The organism is Paraburkholderia sp. UCT31 (assembly GCF_014397655.1).
Taxonomy (GTDB): Bacteria; Pseudomonadota; Gammaproteobacteria; order Burkholderiales; family Burkholderiaceae; genus Paraburkholderia; species Paraburkholderia tuberum.
The window spans coordinates 1-16,155 of sequence record NZ_VZQP01000005.1 but is presented as its reverse complement, the minus strand read 5'-3'; the positions used below and the strand labels follow the sequence as shown (position 1 = coordinate 16,155).

At 63.8% G+C, this 16,155-nt stretch carries 16 protein-coding genes; 4 read left to right on the top strand and 12 right to left on the bottom strand.

Annotation, left to right across the window (positions count from 1 at the left end; genetic code table 11):
• Positions 1 to 79: 79 nt before the first annotated feature.
• Genes F6X40_RS04755 through F6X40_RS04735 form a run of 5 tightly spaced genes read right to left on the bottom strand, consistent with a single transcriptional unit; the run spans position 80 to position 5,603 of the window.
• Positions 80 to 1,339: an acyl-CoA dehydrogenase family protein gene (locus F6X40_RS04755; RefSeq protein WP_184072128.1), complete on the bottom strand. Its 1,260-nt coding sequence runs from the start codon at positions 1,337 to 1,339 to the stop codon at positions 80 to 82.
• Between the two features lie 57 nt (positions 1,340 to 1,396).
• A complete protein-coding gene (locus F6X40_RS04750) occupies positions 1,397 to 2,503 on the bottom strand; it encodes a phosphotransferase (protein WP_184059299.1) in 1,107 nt (368 codons plus the stop codon).
• A 20-nt stretch (positions 2,504 to 2,523) separates the two neighbouring features.
• The gene (locus F6X40_RS04745) at positions 2,524 to 3,240 is read right to left on the bottom strand and encodes a histidine phosphatase family protein (protein ID WP_187626998.1); all 717 of its coding nucleotides are present in this window, start codon (positions 3,238 to 3,240) and stop codon (positions 2,524 to 2,526) included.
• Between the two features lie 21 nt (positions 3,241 to 3,261).
• A complete protein-coding gene (locus F6X40_RS04740) occupies positions 3,262 to 4,050 on the bottom strand; it encodes an oxepin-CoA hydrolase, alternative type (protein ID WP_090803799.1) in 789 nt (262 codons plus the stop codon).
• A complete protein-coding gene (locus F6X40_RS04735; RefSeq protein WP_187626997.1) occupies positions 4,047 to 5,603 on the bottom strand; it encodes a 3-hydroxyacyl-CoA dehydrogenase in 1,557 nt (518 codons plus the stop codon). The genes F6X40_RS04740 and F6X40_RS04735 overlap by 4 nt, the downstream gene beginning before the upstream one ends.
• 127 nt (positions 5,604 to 5,730) lie before the next feature.
• Here F6X40_RS04735 and F6X40_RS04730 point away from each other — a divergent pair, with 127 nt between their 5' ends.
• The gene (locus F6X40_RS04730; protein ID WP_187626996.1) at positions 5,731 to 6,378 is read left to right on the top strand and encodes a glutathione S-transferase; all 648 of its coding nucleotides are present in this window, start codon (positions 5,731 to 5,733) and stop codon (positions 6,376 to 6,378) included.
• Between the two features lie 109 nt (positions 6,379 to 6,487).
• On the opposite strand, the gene F6X40_RS04725 is transcribed toward F6X40_RS04730, so the two are convergent.
• Positions 6,488 to 7,660 carry a pyridoxal phosphate-dependent aminotransferase gene (locus F6X40_RS04725; protein WP_187626995.1) on the bottom strand — a complete coding sequence of 391 codons (1,173 nt, stop codon included), beginning with the start codon at positions 7,658 to 7,660 and terminating at the stop codon, positions 6,488 to 6,490.
• Positions 7,661 to 7,846: 186 nt separating this feature from the next.
• Positions 7,847 to 8,353 carry a putative toxin-antitoxin system toxin component, PIN family gene (locus F6X40_RS04720; RefSeq protein WP_187626994.1) on the bottom strand — a complete coding sequence of 169 codons (507 nt, stop codon included), beginning with the start codon at positions 8,351 to 8,353 and terminating at the stop codon, positions 7,847 to 7,849.
• A gap of 57 nt (positions 8,354 to 8,410) precedes the next feature.
• Here F6X40_RS04720 and yaaA point away from each other — a divergent pair, with 57 nt between their 5' ends.
• Entirely contained in the window at positions 8,411 to 9,193 is a 783-nt protein-coding gene (gene yaaA, locus F6X40_RS04715) for a peroxide stress protein YaaA (RefSeq protein ID WP_184072133.1), read from the top strand.
• Between the two features lie 51 nt (positions 9,194 to 9,244).
• On the top strand, positions 9,245 to 10,411 hold the full coding sequence (locus F6X40_RS04710; protein WP_090803809.1) for a M14-type cytosolic carboxypeptidase: 1,167 nt from the start codon (positions 9,245 to 9,247) through the stop codon (positions 10,409 to 10,411).
• A gap of 111 nt (positions 10,412 to 10,522) precedes the next feature.
• Here F6X40_RS04710 and F6X40_RS04705 read toward each other — a convergent pair whose 3' ends face one another.
• The 4 genes from F6X40_RS04705 to F6X40_RS04690 all read right to left on the bottom strand — a co-directional run bounded on the left by F6X40_RS04705 (position 10,523) and on the right by F6X40_RS04690 (position 14,419).
• Positions 10,523 to 11,140, bottom strand: a complete 618-nt coding sequence (locus F6X40_RS04705) for a BspC domain-containing protein (RefSeq protein ID WP_187626993.1) — start codon at positions 11,138 to 11,140, stop codon at positions 10,523 to 10,525.
• Positions 11,141 to 11,314: 174 nt separating this feature from the next.
• Positions 11,315 to 11,989, bottom strand: a complete 675-nt coding sequence (locus tag F6X40_RS04700; protein WP_184028785.1) for an energy-coupling factor ABC transporter permease — start codon at positions 11,987 to 11,989, stop codon at positions 11,315 to 11,317.
• A gap of 120 nt (positions 11,990 to 12,109) precedes the next feature.
• The gene (locus tag F6X40_RS04695) at positions 12,110 to 12,991 is read right to left on the bottom strand and encodes a response regulator transcription factor (RefSeq protein WP_187626992.1); all 882 of its coding nucleotides are present in this window, start codon (positions 12,989 to 12,991) and stop codon (positions 12,110 to 12,112) included.
• Positions 12,992 to 13,204: 213 nt separating this feature from the next.
• Positions 13,205 to 14,419: a DUF2863 family protein gene (locus F6X40_RS04690; RefSeq protein ID WP_184028728.1), complete on the bottom strand. Its 1,215-nt coding sequence runs from the start codon at positions 14,417 to 14,419 to the stop codon at positions 13,205 to 13,207.
• A 272-nt stretch (positions 14,420 to 14,691) separates the two neighbouring features.
• Here F6X40_RS04690 and F6X40_RS04685 point away from each other — a divergent pair, with 272 nt between their 5' ends.
• Positions 14,692 to 15,807 carry an AI-2E family transporter gene (locus tag F6X40_RS04685; RefSeq protein ID WP_184072137.1) on the top strand — a complete coding sequence of 372 codons (1,116 nt, stop codon included), beginning with the start codon at positions 14,692 to 14,694 and terminating at the stop codon, positions 15,805 to 15,807.
• 130 nt (positions 15,808 to 15,937) lie between these two features.
• On the opposite strand, the gene F6X40_RS41805 is transcribed toward F6X40_RS04685, so the two are convergent.
• A partial coding sequence (locus F6X40_RS41805; protein ID WP_222945997.1) for a hypothetical protein occupies positions 15,938 to 16,155 on the bottom strand: 218 nt, incomplete at its 5' end.

Here is a 16,155-nt window from a genome sequence, read left to right as displayed (position 1 = left end):
TTGCCGAAAATTAGAGCATAGATCGCGCGACGCTGCTTGGCGCGGGCTCAGTCCCCACGCTCACACCGAGCCGAAGCACTCAAACGCGTGTGACCGGCATCTCAACGCGAGCCGCCGCGCCCGCATCCATATGGCGCGCAAGTTCGAGCTTGGCGATCGCGTTGCGATGCACTTCGTCGGGGCCGTCGGCGAAACGCAGCGTGCGCGCCGACGCATAGGCATACGCGAGCGGAAAATCGTCGCTGACGCCGCCGCCGCCATGCGCCTGAATCGCCCAGTCGATCACCTGACACGCCATGTTCGGCGCGACCACCTTGATCATTGCGATCTCGCCGCGCGCGCCCTTGTTGCCGACGGTATCCATCATGTACGCGGTCTTCAGCGTGAGCAGACGCGCCTGCTCGATCATGCAGCGCGCCTCGGCAAGACGCTCCTGCGTGACCCCTTGCGACGCCACCGGCTTGCCGAACGCGACACGCTGCAGCGAGCGCTTCGCCATCAATTCGAGCGCGCGTTCGGCGAGACCGATCAGGCGCATGCAGTGGTGGATGCGTCCTGGGCCGAGACGGCCTTGCGCGATCTCGAAGCCGCGGCCTTCGCCGAGCAGCATGTTGGTAGCGGGCACGCGCACGTTGTCGAGTGTGATCTCCATGTGGCCGTGCGGCGCGTCGTCGTAACCGAACACCGTGAGCGGGCGATGCACGGTGATGCCGGTGGCGTCGGCGGGCACGAGGATCATCGACTGCTGCTGATGGCGCGGCGCGTCGGGATCGGTCTTGCCCATCACGATATAGACCTTGCAGCGCGGATCGCCCGCGCCCGACGACCACCACTTGTGACCGTTGATCACGTAATGGTCGCCATCGCGCACGATGCTGGTCTGGATGTTCGTCGCATCCGACGACGCGACCTCTGGCTCCGTCATCAGAAACGCCGAACGGATCTGCCCTTGCAGCAGCGGTTCGAGCCACTCGCGCTTGTTCTCTTCGCTGCCGTAGCGCTCGATCGTCTCCATGTTGCCGGTGTCCGGCGCGTTGCAGTTGAACACTTCCGGCGCCCACGGCACACGGCCCATGATCTCGCACAGCGGTGCGTATTCGAGATTCGTCAGGCCCGCGCCGCGCTCCGATTGCGGTAGGAACAGATTCCACAGACCGGCGTCGCGCGCCTTCTGCTTGAGTTGCTCGACCAGTTCGGTCGGCACCCATGCGTTGCCGTTCTGGCGGTTGCGCGCGATCTCCGCATAGAACGCCTGTTCGTTCGGGTAAATGTGCTCGTCGAAAAAGGCGAGCAGCTTTTCGCGCAACGCCTGGACCTTCGGGGTGTAATCGAAATTCATCTTGGACCTCGCGGGTAACGGACTGCGAATGATGGGGAGCAGGGCGCGCCCTTGTGTCTAGAGAACCTTCTGCGCATAGTGCCAGGCGAGTTCGGCCATCGGCTTCGCGCGCCGGCCGGCGTCGAGCGCCTGCGCGTTCGATGCGGTACCGTCGACGACGCGCTTCATGATCCCTTGCAGGATCGCTGCGATGCGGAACATGTTGTAGGCCAGATAGAAATTCCAGTCGCCACGAATCTCGAAACCGGTGCGTTGGCAATAGCGCTCGACATACCGCGCTTCATCGGGAATGCCGAGCGCGGCCCAATCGAGTCCCGCGATGCCGCGGAACTGCGTGGGGTCGACATGCCACGCCATGCAGTGGTAAGCAAAGTCGGCGAGCGGATCGCCGAGCGTCGACAGTTCCCAGTCGAGCACCGCGAGCACGCGCGGCTCGTTGCGATCGAAAATCAGATTGTCGAGCCGGTAGTCGCCATGCACGACCGACACGCGCTCGTTCGTTTCGGCCGGCATATGCTGCGGCAGCCATTCGATCAGCCGGTGCATCGCGTCGATCGGCTCGGTCTCGGACGCCAGATACTGCTTGCTCCAGCGGCCGATCTGGCGCGCGAAGTAATTGCCTGGCTTACCGTAGTCGGCGAGGCCGGCGGTGGCGGCGTCGACACTGTGCAACGCCGCGATCACGCGATTCATTTCGTCGTAGATCGCCGCGCGCTCGGTGGGCGTCATGCCGGGCAGCGATTGATCCCACAGCACGCGGCCTTCCACGAACTCCATCACGTAGAACGCGCGACCGATCACGCTTTCGTCCTCGCACAGCGCGAGCATGTGTGCGACCGGCACGTCGGTGTCGGCGAGCGCGTGCATCACGCGATATTCGCGTTCGATCGCATGCGCGGACGGCAGCAGCTTCGCCGCGGGTCCGGGCTTCGCGCGCATCACGTACGCGCGCGACGGCGTGATCAGCTTGAACGTGGGATTGGATTGTCCGCCCGCGAATTGCTCGAGCGTGAGCGGCCCCTCGAATCCGTCGACATGTCCGGCCAGCCACGCGGCGAGCGCGTCGTTGTCGAAGCGTTGCCGCTCGTTGACCGGGCGGGTGCCCTCGAAAGCCGAGTAGTCCTGTCTGCGTGCGGGTTCGCCGGTCTGCGTGGCTTGCGCCATGTGTCTCCTCCAGTTCGGTGTCAGCTACGCTGGTATCGGATGAATTGTGCGTAGAGCATTTCCATCGTGGTGTTGCGAACGTCGCGATGCAACGGCGACGGCGGTGAATAGTTGAGCATGCGCAGCACCCAGTCGCGCGGCGCGGCGCCGACGTCGAGCGCATTGATGCAGCCGGTCGCCTGCGCCAGATGACCGAAGAACGTGCGGCCGCCGGCCGTTAGCGCGTGCGACAGGATCGCGCGATTGACGCCGCCGTGCAGCACCAGCAACGCGGTGTCCCACGAGGTGTCTTCGCGCAGCGCCGTGACGGCCGGCAGAACGCGATCGAACAGCTGGCCGATCGTTTCGCCGTCGAGAAAGCGCATGCTCTCCGGCACGATGCCGTCGAACACGCCGAGAAAGGCGGCCTCGATATCGCTCGGCGGAATGCCGCCGAGCCGTCCGCCGCGAATTTCTTGCCACGCGGGCTCGACTTCGGGCTCGATCTGTTGACCCGTTTCGGCAAGCACGCGCCGCGCGGTTTCGATCGTGCGGGGCAAGCCGCTGACGATCACGCGGTCGAAGCGCACCTGCTGTTCAGCGAACACGCGGCCCGCCGCGCTCGCCTGCTCGCGGCCGTTCGCGTTCAGCGGCACGGTTTCGGGATCGATCGCGCGGCCGGAGTCGTCGAAGTAGGTGACGTCGCCGTGACGCATCAGGAAGATGCGGCGACGTTTCGGCAGTTGGTAGTCGGGCATGTCGGGCGGCTCTCTCGTCGTTTATTTGTAGATGGGGGCGCGTTTTTCGAGGAACGCGGTGATGCCTTCGAGACCGTCGCGATGATGCAGCGACGCGACGAAGTTATCGCGCTCGGCGACCAGATGATCCGCGAGGGGCTGCGTACCGGCCGCGGCGATCAGCCCCTTGATGCGCGCGACCGAATTGGGCGAAATCGCGCCGAGCTCGTCGGCCCACGCGAGCGCGTTATCGAGCGCGGTGCCGGCTTTGGTGAGCCGGTTGACGACGCCGAGTTCGTGCAGACGCGCGGCGCCGATCGGCTTGGCTTCGATCAGTACCTCGGTGGCCAGCTGGCGCGGCAGCGCCTCGGCGAGAAACCACGAGCCGCCGCCGTCGGGCGTCAGGCCGACGCGCGCGTAGGACATCGCGAATTTGGCGTTGTCCGCGGCGACGATCAGATCGCAGGCGAGCGCGAGCGAAAATCCGGCGCCGGCCGCCGCGCCTTCCACCGCGGCAATGACCGGCTTCGACGATAGCCGCAGTGCCGAAATCCATTGAGCGAGCATGTCGATGCTATCGGCTTGCACGGAGGGATCTTTCGCGCGATTTTCGAGCAGGCGGTTCAGGTTGCCGCCTGCGCAAAAGAAGTTATCGGCGCCGGTGATCACGACGGCGCGAATCGACGGATCGCGCTCGACGGTATCGAATGCCTCGATGCCCGCGGCGTACATGTCCGGATGCAGCGCGTTGCGCGCACCGGGGTTCGACAGCGTGAGGACCAGTGTGGATTCGCTGCTGGCCGGGCGTGAAGCGAGCAGGGCGGCGCTCATGATTGGGTCTCCGTTGGGATGTCGGCGGCGTCGCGCTGCGTGAGCGCCAGGCCGAGTTGCGCGCGTCTTGCGAGCCACGGCGACGGACGATAGCGCGGTTCGCCGAGCACGCTGTGCATGTTGCGCAGGATCGTGAGAATGGTGGTGGCGCCGAGCGCGTCGCCGAGCGCGAGCGGTCCGCGCGGATAGCCGAGGCCGAGCGTGACGGCGAGGTCGATGTCCTCCGGCGTCGCGATCTGCTTCTGCGCGATGTCGCAGCCGATGTTGACGATCGTCGCGACCACCCGCTGCGCGACGAAGCCGGTCGAATCGCGGATCACGGTGACGGGGATGCCGTCGGCGGCGAACAGCGCATGCGCGCTATCGCGCGCGGCGCGTGTCGTGGCCGGCGTGGTCATCAGCGTGCGGCGTTGCGCGCCGACGAGCGGGAACAGTGCGTCGACGGCGACGACGCGGCTCGCGTCGAGCGCTTCGTCGACCGCGGCCGTGGTCGCGTCGTGGCCGAACGGCGTGACGACGATCAGCGAACCAGGGGCGGGCGTCGCGCCTTCGTCGAGCTTTACGCCCGCTTTGCCGACCAGTTGCACGACTGCCTCATACGCGTCGCGGTAGCGTTGGCTGACCCACACGCTTTGCGGCAGCGTGGTCGGCGCGGGCGCTTCGGCGGCAACCTGCTGCTTGCCGTCCACGTAGCGATAGAAACCTTCGCCGCTCTTGCGGCCGAGCAGTCCGCCCGATAGCCGCGTGCCCGTGATCGGCGACGGCGTGTAACGCGGTTCTTCGTAGAACTGGTGATAGATCGACTCCATCACCGGATGCGACACGTCGAGCGCGGTCAGGTCCAGCAGCTCGAACGGCCCGAGGCGAAAGCCGGCCTGCTCGCGCATGATGCGGTCGATGTCCGCAAAGCTCGCGACGCCTTCGCCCGCCACGCGCAAGCCCTCGGTATTCATGCCGCGGCCCGCGTGATTGACGATGAAGCCCGGCATGTCCTTCGCGCGCACCGGCGTGTGGCCCATGCGGCGCGCGAGTTCCATCAGCGCGTCGCCGGCTTCGGGGTCGCTGCGCAGGCCGTCGATCACTTCGACGACCTTCATCAGTGGCACCGGATTGAAGAAGTGATAGCCGACCACACGCGACGGATCGGTGCAGCCCGCGGCAATCGCGGTGATCGACAGCGACGACGTATTCGACGCGAGGATGCAGCGGCCGCTGACCACGGTTTCGAGCTCGCGAAACAGCGCCTGCTTTACCTCGAGCTTTTCGACGATCGCCTCGATGACGAGATCGCAGCCGACCAGCTCGCTGATCGCCTGCACGCCGCTCACGTTGGCGAGCGCGGCGAGCGAGCGCGACTGCTCCAGCTTGCCTTTGGCCGTCAATTTGGCGAAAGTCTCCGCGAGATAGTCGCGCGCGGCGCCGACGGCGGCCGCGTTGGTGTCGTAGAGCCGCACGCGCAGGCCAGCGAGCGCCGCGATTTGCGCGATACCGCGGCCCATCGCGCCGGTGCCGACGATGCCGATGGTCTCGATGCTGAAATTGCGAGAGTTCATTGTGATGCCCGACTCCATGGTTATTTTAGAATAGCACGATCGTGCAATTTCTTGGATGATTCGATGGAAAGCCGCTACTTCAACCTCGACGCGCGGTCTCACACACCATGACACAAGGAGACACCCCATGATCAAGCTGTGCGGTTTTGCGCTGTCCAACTACTACAACAAGGTCAAGTTCGTGCTGCTCGAACATGGCATCGAGTTCGAGGAGCAGTTCGTGAAGCCGAGTCAGGAAAAAGCGCTGCTCGAGCATTCGCCGCTCGGCAAGGTGCCATATCTGCAGACCGAGCACGGCGACCTCTGCGAGTCGCAGTGCATCGTCGAATATCTGGCTGCGCGTTTTCCCGACAAGCGGATCTTCTGCGCCGATCCGTGGCAGGCCGCCAAGGAACGCGAAATGATCTTTTTCGTCGATGTACATCTCGAGCTGACAGTGCGCAATCTGTACAAGGAAGCGTTTTTCGGCGGCACGGTCAGCGACGCGACGAAAGGGCGCGTCGAGAAGCTGCTCACGCATCACATCGCCGGTTTCAAACGGATCGCGAAGTTCTCGCCGTATCTGTGCGGCGAGCAATTCAGCGTGGCGGATACCGCCGGCTACGTGAGCCTGCCGCTCGTCGGTATGGCGACACAGACCATTTACGGCCGCGATCTTCTGCTCGAAGCGGGGATCGACTGGAAGCGCTACGTGAAGACGATCAACCCGCGGCCGGCTGCGCAGCGCGTGACGGAGGATCGCAAGGCCTGTGTCGCGGCGTCGCGTGCGTCCTGAGGGAATGAGCGCAGTGCCATGAAGCGCGCATGGGTGCGAAGCGCACACCCGTGCCGCGCCGCGCGATGGCAAGTAACGTGGGTTCGTTCGTGGCATCGCGCAAGGCATCCTAGAGCCGCGCGAGCCGTTCGAGCGCGGTAGCGAGCGTGCCTTCCTGCTTGGCGAAGCAGAAGCGCACCACGCCCGACTCGTGCGCCTCGTGATAGAACGCCGAGACCGGAATCGCCGCGACGCCGATTTCGCCGGTCAGCCATTGCGCGAATTCGGCTTCGGGCAGGTCGCTGATCGCCGAATAGTCGACGCACTGAAAATACGTGCCCGTGCACGGCAGCAGCCTGAAGCGCGAATTCGCGAGGCCCGCGTGGAAGAAATCGCGCTTGCGCTGATAGAACGCCGGTAGCTCCACGTACGGCGCCGGGTCCTTCATGTAATCGGCGAGGCCGATCTGCATCGGTGTGTTGACGGTGAACACGTTGAACTGGTGCACCTTGCGGAACTCGGCGCTCAGCGCGGCGGGCGCGGCCACATAGCCGACTTTCCAGCCTGTCACGTGGTAGGTCTTGCCGAAGCTCGACACGACGAAGCTGCGCTGCGCGAGTTCCGGATAACGCGCGACGCTTTCATGCGGCGCGCCGTCGTAGACCATGTGCTCGTACACCTCGTCGGACAGGATCAGCACGTTGGTGCCGCGCACGATCTCCTCGAGCTTGCGCATGTCCTGTTCGCGCCACACGGTGCCGGTCGGATTGTGCGGCGTGTTGATCATGATGAGCCGCGTCTTCGGCGTGATCGCGGCGGCGAGCTTGTCGAACCGGATCGCGTAGTCGGGTGCGTCGAGCGTGACGAAAACCGGCTTGCCGCCCGCGAGTTCGATCGACGGCAGATAGCTGTCGTAGGTCGGTTCGATCACGATCACTTCGTCGCCGGGATGGACAGTGCAGAGAATCGCGGTCAGCAACGCCTGTGTGGCGCCCGCGGTCACGGTGATTTCGCTATTGGCGTCGTAGTGGCGGCCGTACAGATTCGCGATCTTGTCCGAAATCGCCTGACGCAGCGGCAGCACACCGGCCATCGGCGGATACTGGTTGTGACCGTCGCGCATCGCGTTCGCGACCGCGTCGACGATGCGCGGATCGCAGGCGAAGTCGGGAAAGCCCTGACCCAGATTCACCGCGCCTTTTTCCGCGGCGAGCGCGCTCATCACGGTGAAAATCGTCGTGCCGACGTTCGGCAGGCGAGACGGAAACGTGGGGCTCGTGGGCGTGTCGTGCGGTGCGTTCATGGCGTCGTGGGTAGCAGTGCGATAAGGTGGGCCGGTTCTCGAACTGTCGTTGCGAAGGGCGAAGCCTGATTGTAGGGAATCGCGACACGCTGTGCGCGCCGCGGGTGTCACGTTGATCGTCAGAAGCCGCCTGACGATGAACCTTCAAGATGCGCTCGGCTCAACGCGCCACACGGACGGTCGGATTCACGCGTTGACGGGCTCGCCCCCAGCATTCTGCGCGATGCCGATTTCCGCGACGAACGGTGCCGGTTGCGCGATCCTGAAGCCGAAGTCGCGCGCGATCCGTTTCGCGAGCTTCAGCACCGCACGGTCTTTCGACACGAGCCAGTCGGCCTGCGCCGCATGCGCAAGCTCGAGAAACTTCTGATCGTCGCGATCCTTGCATTGGGGCAGCGGCCGCGCGTCGGCGGCGGACTCGGTCGGCTCACACGGCTCGACCAGTTGCGCCAGCCGCGCGACGACCGCGAGCGCAGCGGCTTTGTCCACATTGCGGTGCGCGAACTGCGGATAGTCGAGCACGTAGGCGAGCTCGGCGAGGCAGCGCGCGTCGATCTGCGCGGCGAGCGCGCCGCTTTCGAGCGCGGCGGCGATCGGCCGCGTGTGAGGGTCGTCGAATACGAGTATGTCGATCCAGACATTGGAATCGAGTACGACGCGCAACGCGCCGCTTGAGGCGAGGGAACCGGGCATTCGTTACAATCGGGCTTTCGTCTTTGACCGCCAGGCACGGCGTGCCTGCAAGCCTCTATGATAATCGTTCTGTCGCCGGCGAAATCGCTCGACTACGACACCCCGCCGCACGTCAAAAAGCACACGATCCCCGATTTCGTCGATGACGCCGCCGAACTGATCAGCGGCCTGCGCCGTTTGTCGCCGCAACAGATCGCTTCGCTGATGAGCATTTCCGATCAGCTCGCGCACCTCAATTTTCAGCGTTACGCGGACTGGTCGCCGCAATTCGGCACGCACAACGCCAAGCAGGCGGTGCTCGCTTTCAACGGCGACGTGTACGAAGGTTTCGATGCGAAGACGTTGTCGTCAGCCGATCTCGACTATGCGCAGAATCACGTGCGGGTGCTGTCGGGCCTCTACGGCCTGCTGCGTCCGCTCGATCTGCTGCAGCCGTACCGGCTCGAAATGGGCACGCGTTTCGTCAACCCGCGCGGCAAGGATCTGTACGCGTTCTGGGGCGAGCGGATCACGCACGCGTTGAACGCGCAGTTGAAGAAGAATGCGGCCACCTCGCGCGTGCTGGTCAATTGCGCATCGGGCGAATACTTCAAGTCGGTCAAGCCGAAGCTGCTCGACGCGCCGGTCGTCACGCCGGTGTTCGAAGACTGGAAGGGCGGCCGCTACAAAATCATCAGCTTCCATGCAAAACGCGCGCGCGGCTTGATGGCGCGCTTCGCGGTGGAAAATCGCCTCGATCGTCCCGAGCAGTTGAAGGACTTCGAGACCGAAGGCTACGCGTTCTGTGCCGAAGCCTCGAACGACTCCACTTTCGTATTTCGCCGCCGCGTTGCGGAATAAGCGTGCCGCTGCGCTAAAAAGGCAGCGTGAATTCAGGCAGGGAAGACTCCGATGACGTTATCGATTACGAGCAATTTCGACGCAGGCGCAGTTGATGTGCTGTCCTGCGAGGACGCCGGCAATATTCGCCTGCGCGTACGGCCCGACAGCCACGCCGAGTTTGCGCAGTGGTTCTATTTCCGCCTGTCGGGCGCGGCGGGCGAGCGCTGCGTGATGACCTTCGAGAACGCAGCCGCGTGCGCGTTCGCGGAGGGCTGGCGCGACTATCGGGCGGTCGCGAGCTACGACCGCGTGAACTGGTTTCGCGTGCCGACGTCGTACGACGGCCGCGTGCTGACGATCGACCATACGCCCGATTTCGACAGCATCTACTACGCGTACTTCGAACCGTACAGCGAGGAGCGTCATGCGGAGTTTCTCGGCGCCGTGCAGCAGATGCCGCACGCGTCGCTGACCGAACTCGGCAAGACGGTCGAAGGCCGGCCGATTTCGCTGCTCACGCTCGGCACGCCGCCCGCCAACGATGCCGCCAACGCCGCGCCCAAAAAGAACATCTGGCTGATTGCCCGGCAGCATCCGGGCGAGACGATGGCCGAATGGTTCATCGAGGGGTTCGTGAAGCGCCTCGCCGGTTGGGGCGATTGGGCGGGCGACCCGGTCGCGCGCAAGCTCTACGATCATGCGGTGTTTCACATCGTGCCGAACATGAATCCGGACGGCAGCGTGCGCGGCAATCTGCGCACCAACGCGGCCGGCGCGAACCTGAATCGCGAATGGATGGAGCCGGACGCCGCGCGCAGTCCCGAGGTGCTGGTGGTGCGCGACGCGATTCATGCGATAGGCTGCGACCTGTTCTTCGATATTCATGGCGACGAGGCATTGCCGTATGTGTTCGTCGCGGGCTCCGAAATGTTGCCGGGCTTCACCGAGCGGCAGGGCCGCGAGCAGACGGCGTTCATCGAGGCGTTCAAGCACGCGAGTCCGGATTTTCAGGACAAGTATGGCTATGCGGCGAGCAAGTATCGCGAGGATGCGTTGAAGCTCGCGTCGAAGTACATCGGCAACGAATTCGGCTGTCTGTCGTTGACGTTGGAAATGCCGTTCAAGGACAACGCAAATCTGCCCGACGAGCGGGTCGGCTGGAACGGCGAGCGCAGCGCATCGCTTGGCGCCGCAATGTTGCAAGCGATCCTGCGACACGTGGAGACGTTCGCCTGAAGAAGCGGACGGATGGACACAAAAAACGAGGCACGCACGGCAAAAGTGCGTGCCTCGTTTTTTATTGGGGCGACTGATCGGACGGTGGCGCGGCTCGATCAGCGCCAGATGTCATTGGCTCTTCTTCTTCGAGTTCTTGTTTGCCGATTTGCTCGACGTCGTGCGCGACGATTGGCCCGAGCCTGTCTTCGACGACTTCTTCGACGTCTTGCCGCCGACCGCGTGCTTGCCTTTGCCGCCTTTGTGCTGGCCCGATCCCGCGCTATGCGCGCGGTTTGGCGGTACGGGATCGTTCCAGCTGAATGCGAGCATCTGCGAGCCGACGTAGCCGCAGCGGAATTTCAGATCGGCCGGCTCGCCCGAGTTGTCCTGGCGCACGCCGACGCCCTCGACGGTGACGATGCTGTCCACCTTGACGCGCTGCTTGCCTTCGTCGAACGAGTCGTTCCATGGCGTGACCGACGAGTGCGCACTGTCGAACGAACTGGACGGGAATTCGACGTGGTCGAAAGCGGTCGACGTGCTCGCGACGAAGTCGCCATGCGCGGCGCAGTCCGCGACGAGCGGATCCGCGTGCATTTCGGTGATAAATCTATTGACGAGGTCGTTGTGCTGTTCGAGCTGATCAGCGAATGCGGGAGCCGCGCAGATGAGCGAGAGACTCGCTGCGCAGGCTGCCAACCGGCCGATCACCCGCAGCAACCGGCTCGGTACATTGGTGCGATCCATCTAGTTCTTTAGACGCAAATGGGAGATGAGGCAAATAAGATGCCGCGCGCAAGGGTTGAGTTCAATGTTGCTGCAAATATTCTGCCTTGTCCTGATGGGGGCGCCCGGAAAGTCTCCAGTGACGAGGCGCTGATTATCACAGATGCGCCGCACGCGACGTCAAAGCGTGCATTCTCAGGTGCGCGGGCCGCCCAGACGATAGCGCCGCACGTCGTAGGTGGTCACCCATGCGGGACGGTAGACCGCGATCAGCGCGGTCGCCATGCCAGTGAACCATGCTTCGCCGGTGGCGAGCAGCAGCACGCTGAGCGCGTAGCCGATCGGCACCACGGTCATCGAACCGCCGGACACGACGATATGGATGCCGAGCGCTGCCGCCGCCGTCAACGACACGGCAATGGCGGGCGAAACGAAGCCCTGGCCGAAGATGAACATGAAAAGATTGCGCGGTAGCCACGCGGTGCAGATGCGCTGGAGCAAGGTCGAGATGGCGACGGGCAGGGCTCCGTACACGAGGAACGTCAGCGCGATGCCCTGCCACGGCGCATCGAAGACGACGGCGGCCAGACCCGCGACCACCGCCATCGCGATCAGGGCGAGCCCCCAGTCGAACAGCGTGACGACGAGCGTGGCGCCGAGCAGGTGCATCACGGTGCCGTCGTCGAGCCAGGCGTTGCTCGACCACAGCACCGACACCGCGACGATTATCGCGAGCCAGACATGCTGGAGCGTGCCGTCCTGAAGTCTTTTGAAAGGTTTTTTCCACAGCGCGAGCGCGATCACCATCGCAGTGGCAATCCAGCCACCGACAGCGACCCAAAACGGAAGCGGTGTGTAGAGGAAACCCATGTGTCTCATATTACTCGTTGGACGACAAAAGGTGTGAGCGGATTCCATGCCAGCCCACCCTCGACGCTGCGCGCATGCGGACGTTCCAACCCATGCGCGCGGCGTGCCCCGCGCCCCTCGTCATGTGGAACCCGGCCCGACCGACTTCCGCGCGGGCCGGCCGGGTGGGGCCTCACCGTACGACGTGGCGGGCTCCGCGGCCATCGGTAGCGCGCTGCTGGTGTCGCTGCCCGGCAACGGATACTGGAAGCGCGCACGTGTGCGGCGCCGGAGCGGAACTGGGCCGGGCTGCCCGCGGATGACCGGCCGCGCGCTGTGCTCGCCGTTGTTGCGCAGCACTTGCAAATGATTCGTGAGCCATCCGTTGTAAAGCGCGACCGCCGCGGCGCGATTGGGCGCACCAAGTTGCTGGAATATGCTCGTCAGGTGGATCTTGACCGTACCTTCGCTAATGCCGAGCGTGCGCGCGATCATCTTGTTGGTGCTGCCCATGTGCACGCAGCGCATGATCTGCTCCTGCCGCGGTGATAGCCCGCCCGAGAGTTTGTTGCGGCGGGGCGGCGGACTTTCTTCGTCGAACGTACGGATCGCGGTGTCGGTCGGCAGCGGCGGATCGATCGCCAGCGCGCCGGGCGGCACGTAGTGACCGCCGAGCAGCACCATTTCCAATGCGCGCACGATCAGGCAGGGATCGGTGTCGCGTGGAACAACGCCGAGCACACCTTCGTCCATCAGCGCGCGCACGAGCGCGGGCAAAGTCCCGTCGGTGAGCACGCTGATGCGCAGGTCCGGAAAGTGGCTGAGCAACGCACGCACCTGCGCAACCGACATCCAGTCCTCCCAGTCGATCACGACGAGATCAGGCCGATAACGCTTGAACGGACGTTCGAGCAGACGCCATTCATCGGCTTCTGTGAAGCGTGCCAGCCGGTCGATCTGCCGCAGCAAGGCCTTGAGTCCATCACGTCGTTCTGCGTTTGAATTGAGAATCGCGAAGCGCATGCATGTCTCCAGATGTATCGGGCGAAATGGCGCGACGCATCTGTGGGACTCGTGGAGCTGACTCGATCACGGCGATGCGTCACCGTGCCTATGATGACAAATTCCCTTCGTTTTGACGGCTGTCCAAAAGGCATAAGAAATGCGGACAATCAACAAAAAAGCCCCGTATATACGGGGCTTTTTTGCGATAAGGCAGGGATGTCGACTTCGGTGTCAATGGAAATGGGGTTGCGCGGGCTCGGCGTCTTCGGGCATTTCCGCGTGGACGATTTCGCCGAGCGGGTCCGCATACAGCGGCACGCCGCAGTCGTCGCAATATTCCGGCTCGAAGCGGCCCGCGTGGCGGCGCACATCCGTGATGCCGGTTTCCTTGAGCAGCGCGACGATTTCCTCGAGCGGTTCGTCCGAGCCGGTGATTTCCTCCGGCTCCTCGTCGATGCCCGCCTCGCCGTTTTCGCGGCCGTAGAGTGGCCATACGACACCGTAGATCACGTCGTTGCTGCCCTTGCGCGTGAAGCCGACGCGGTATTCGTCGATGCGCCGTTCGCCGAAGCCGGCGACCACCGCGCGCAGATCCTGCGGCGCCGCGCCAATAGTGTCGAAAAGATAACGCACGGCGGTACGCACGGTGTGCGGACGCACACTTTCATCGGCGTCGCGGCACGCCGAGTAGTACGCATCCGGCAGCAGACATTCGAATTCGCAGCCCGGCAGCACAACCGACAGATTCGCGCCGCCTTGGGTGGCCCATTGCTCGAGACATTGGCCGCGCTCGATGCGAGTGCCGTGCTCTTCTTCCTGCCAGCGGAACGTCGCGTCGCCGACGGGAGCGGCGACTACGGCAAGCAAAAAGCGCGGGTCCGCCAGAATCGGCGAGGTCTCCGGCAGTTCGCCGAAATTGAGCTTCGCGTTGCCGCCGCTGACCGCGGCTTGCGCAAGTTGCTGGGCGATGCGCCACGTTTCGACGTGATGGCGCGGCAACTGGTCGATGCTGAACAGGAACGGAGCCATTGCCACGCGCGTGTTGGCGGCGAGCACGTGCGCTTGCAGGTGCGCGCGCAGGGCGTCGGCGGCGTCGGACTTGAGCGGGCCGGACGGAATCACGTAGCGGGTCCAGGCGAGCACAGGCGCGGCGATCAGCAGCGCCTCATAAGACACGCCTTCATGTTCGATCACGAACGATTCGCTGTGCGTTTCCGCCATGTCGGCCAGCGCGCCGTAGGCATCCGGATGGTTTTGCTGCAGATGGTCGAGCGCGGCGTCCAGCGTAGTCTGGTTGGCGTTGCGCACGACTTTGGCCAGCAGCGCGTCGAGCTTCGCTTCCCAGAAGCGATCTTCGGTACGGCTGCCCGACGCGAAAAGCGCGAGCGAGAGACCGACGAGCTTGTCGGCGTCGGGAGGGAGACGTTTGGTGATTCGCGAGCGCATAAATCCAGAAAAATTGGGGGCACGGAACCTTATATTCTAGTCTTTTCCAGGCAGCTATATGGATTGGCCAGCAATCTCCGGGCAATTTGGGCGCTTTCATCTCAAAAAATGCGGTCGCCACCGGCACAGTCGCAAGCGACTCGCAACACCCTGGCGGGATGGTATAAGGCACCCCGGACGCCCAACTCGCTTCTATACTGACGGCGTTCAGCGGGCGCCTGACGGGCGTGTGTCATGTCATTGCCACGGTCTGGCGCAATAGGAGATTCATCGTGAAATCTGACCAACTGATCGAGCGACTTGCCGCGGTATTCGCATTGATTGTGCTCGTGGGTGGGTCGTTGCTGGTGCTGGCGCCATTTACGACCGCGCTGCTGTGGGGCGCCATCCTCAGCTACAGTTCCTGGGGCCTCTACCGGCGACTCACTGGCGTGGTCGGCGGGCGGCGCAAGCTGGCCGCGACCTTGATCGTGCTGATTATTCTGGTCGTGGTGCTCGGGCCGTTCGTCTATGCGGGTTTCGCGTTCGGCGCGCATGTTCACGACATCGTTGCGCTGGTGCAAAGACTTTTCGAGTCGGGGTTGCCCGATCTGCCGCCGTGGGTGCAGCGGATCCCGCTGGTTGGTTCGAGCATCGGGGCCTTTTGGGAGCGCTTGACCAGCAGCAATTCCGAGTTGATCGCGCAATTGCGCACGCTCGCCGCTCCGGCTGGGAAGTGGATTCTGGCGGCGGCGCTTGCGGTGACGCATGGGCTGGGGCTGCTGGCGTTGAGCATCGTGCTCGCGTTCTTCTTTTATACCGGTGGCGAGGGGGCGGCCGCCTGGCTGAAAGCCGGCATGCGTCGAGTAGCCGGTGAGCGCGCCGAGTATCTGCTGGCGCTGGCGGGCAGCACGGTGAAGGGGGTGGTCTACGGGATTCTTGGTACGGCCCTCGTACAGGCGGTTCTCGCGGGATTCGGTTTCTGGATGGCGGGCGTACCGGCGCCGGCGTTGCTCGGGCTCGTGACGTTTTTTCTGTCGGTGGTGCCGGGCGGTCCGGTCATTGTCTGGTTGCCGGCAGCGATCTGGCTGTATCAGGGCGGGTCGACTGGATGGGCGATTTTTGTGGTCATATGGGGCCTGCTGGTAGTCGGCATGGCCGACAACGTCATCAAGCCGATCCTGATTGGCAAAAACAGTGACATGCCGTTGATTCTGGTGATGCTCGGCATCCTCGGCGGCGCGTTTGCGTTTGGTTTTCTTGGTGTTTTCATCGGCCCGACGTTGCTGGCGGTCGCTTATACCGTGCTGCATGATTGGACGATCGGCGCATCCGCCGTCCAGACGCTGGCGCCCGAAGTGAAAACCCCATCGATAGATGACCCGGGCCGTATGGGAAAGATCCCCTAAGGAAAACCCCAGGATTTCGCTTGCAAGTTCTGGCTGCGGCGACTAGAATTCCGCTCTTTCGCGCTCCGGACGCCGGGGTGCGGAGAAGCGGGAAGCCTTTGATGGCGTGGGCTTCAGCGGCGTGGGCAGGTTAAGCGAGTGATAAAAACCTGTTGACGATCCGACGGAAGCTCTCCATAATCTCGTTTCTCTGCTGCAGACGCAGCGACGCAAACGAAGCGGTGCCGGGTAGTGGTGGTTCAGGTGGTTCAGGCGCGGCGGGTTTGGCGGACCGATCTTTAAAAACTAACAGTCGATAAGTGTGGGCGCTTGATGCGGAATGCGGCGGCGGATTCTCCGGAGTCTGCT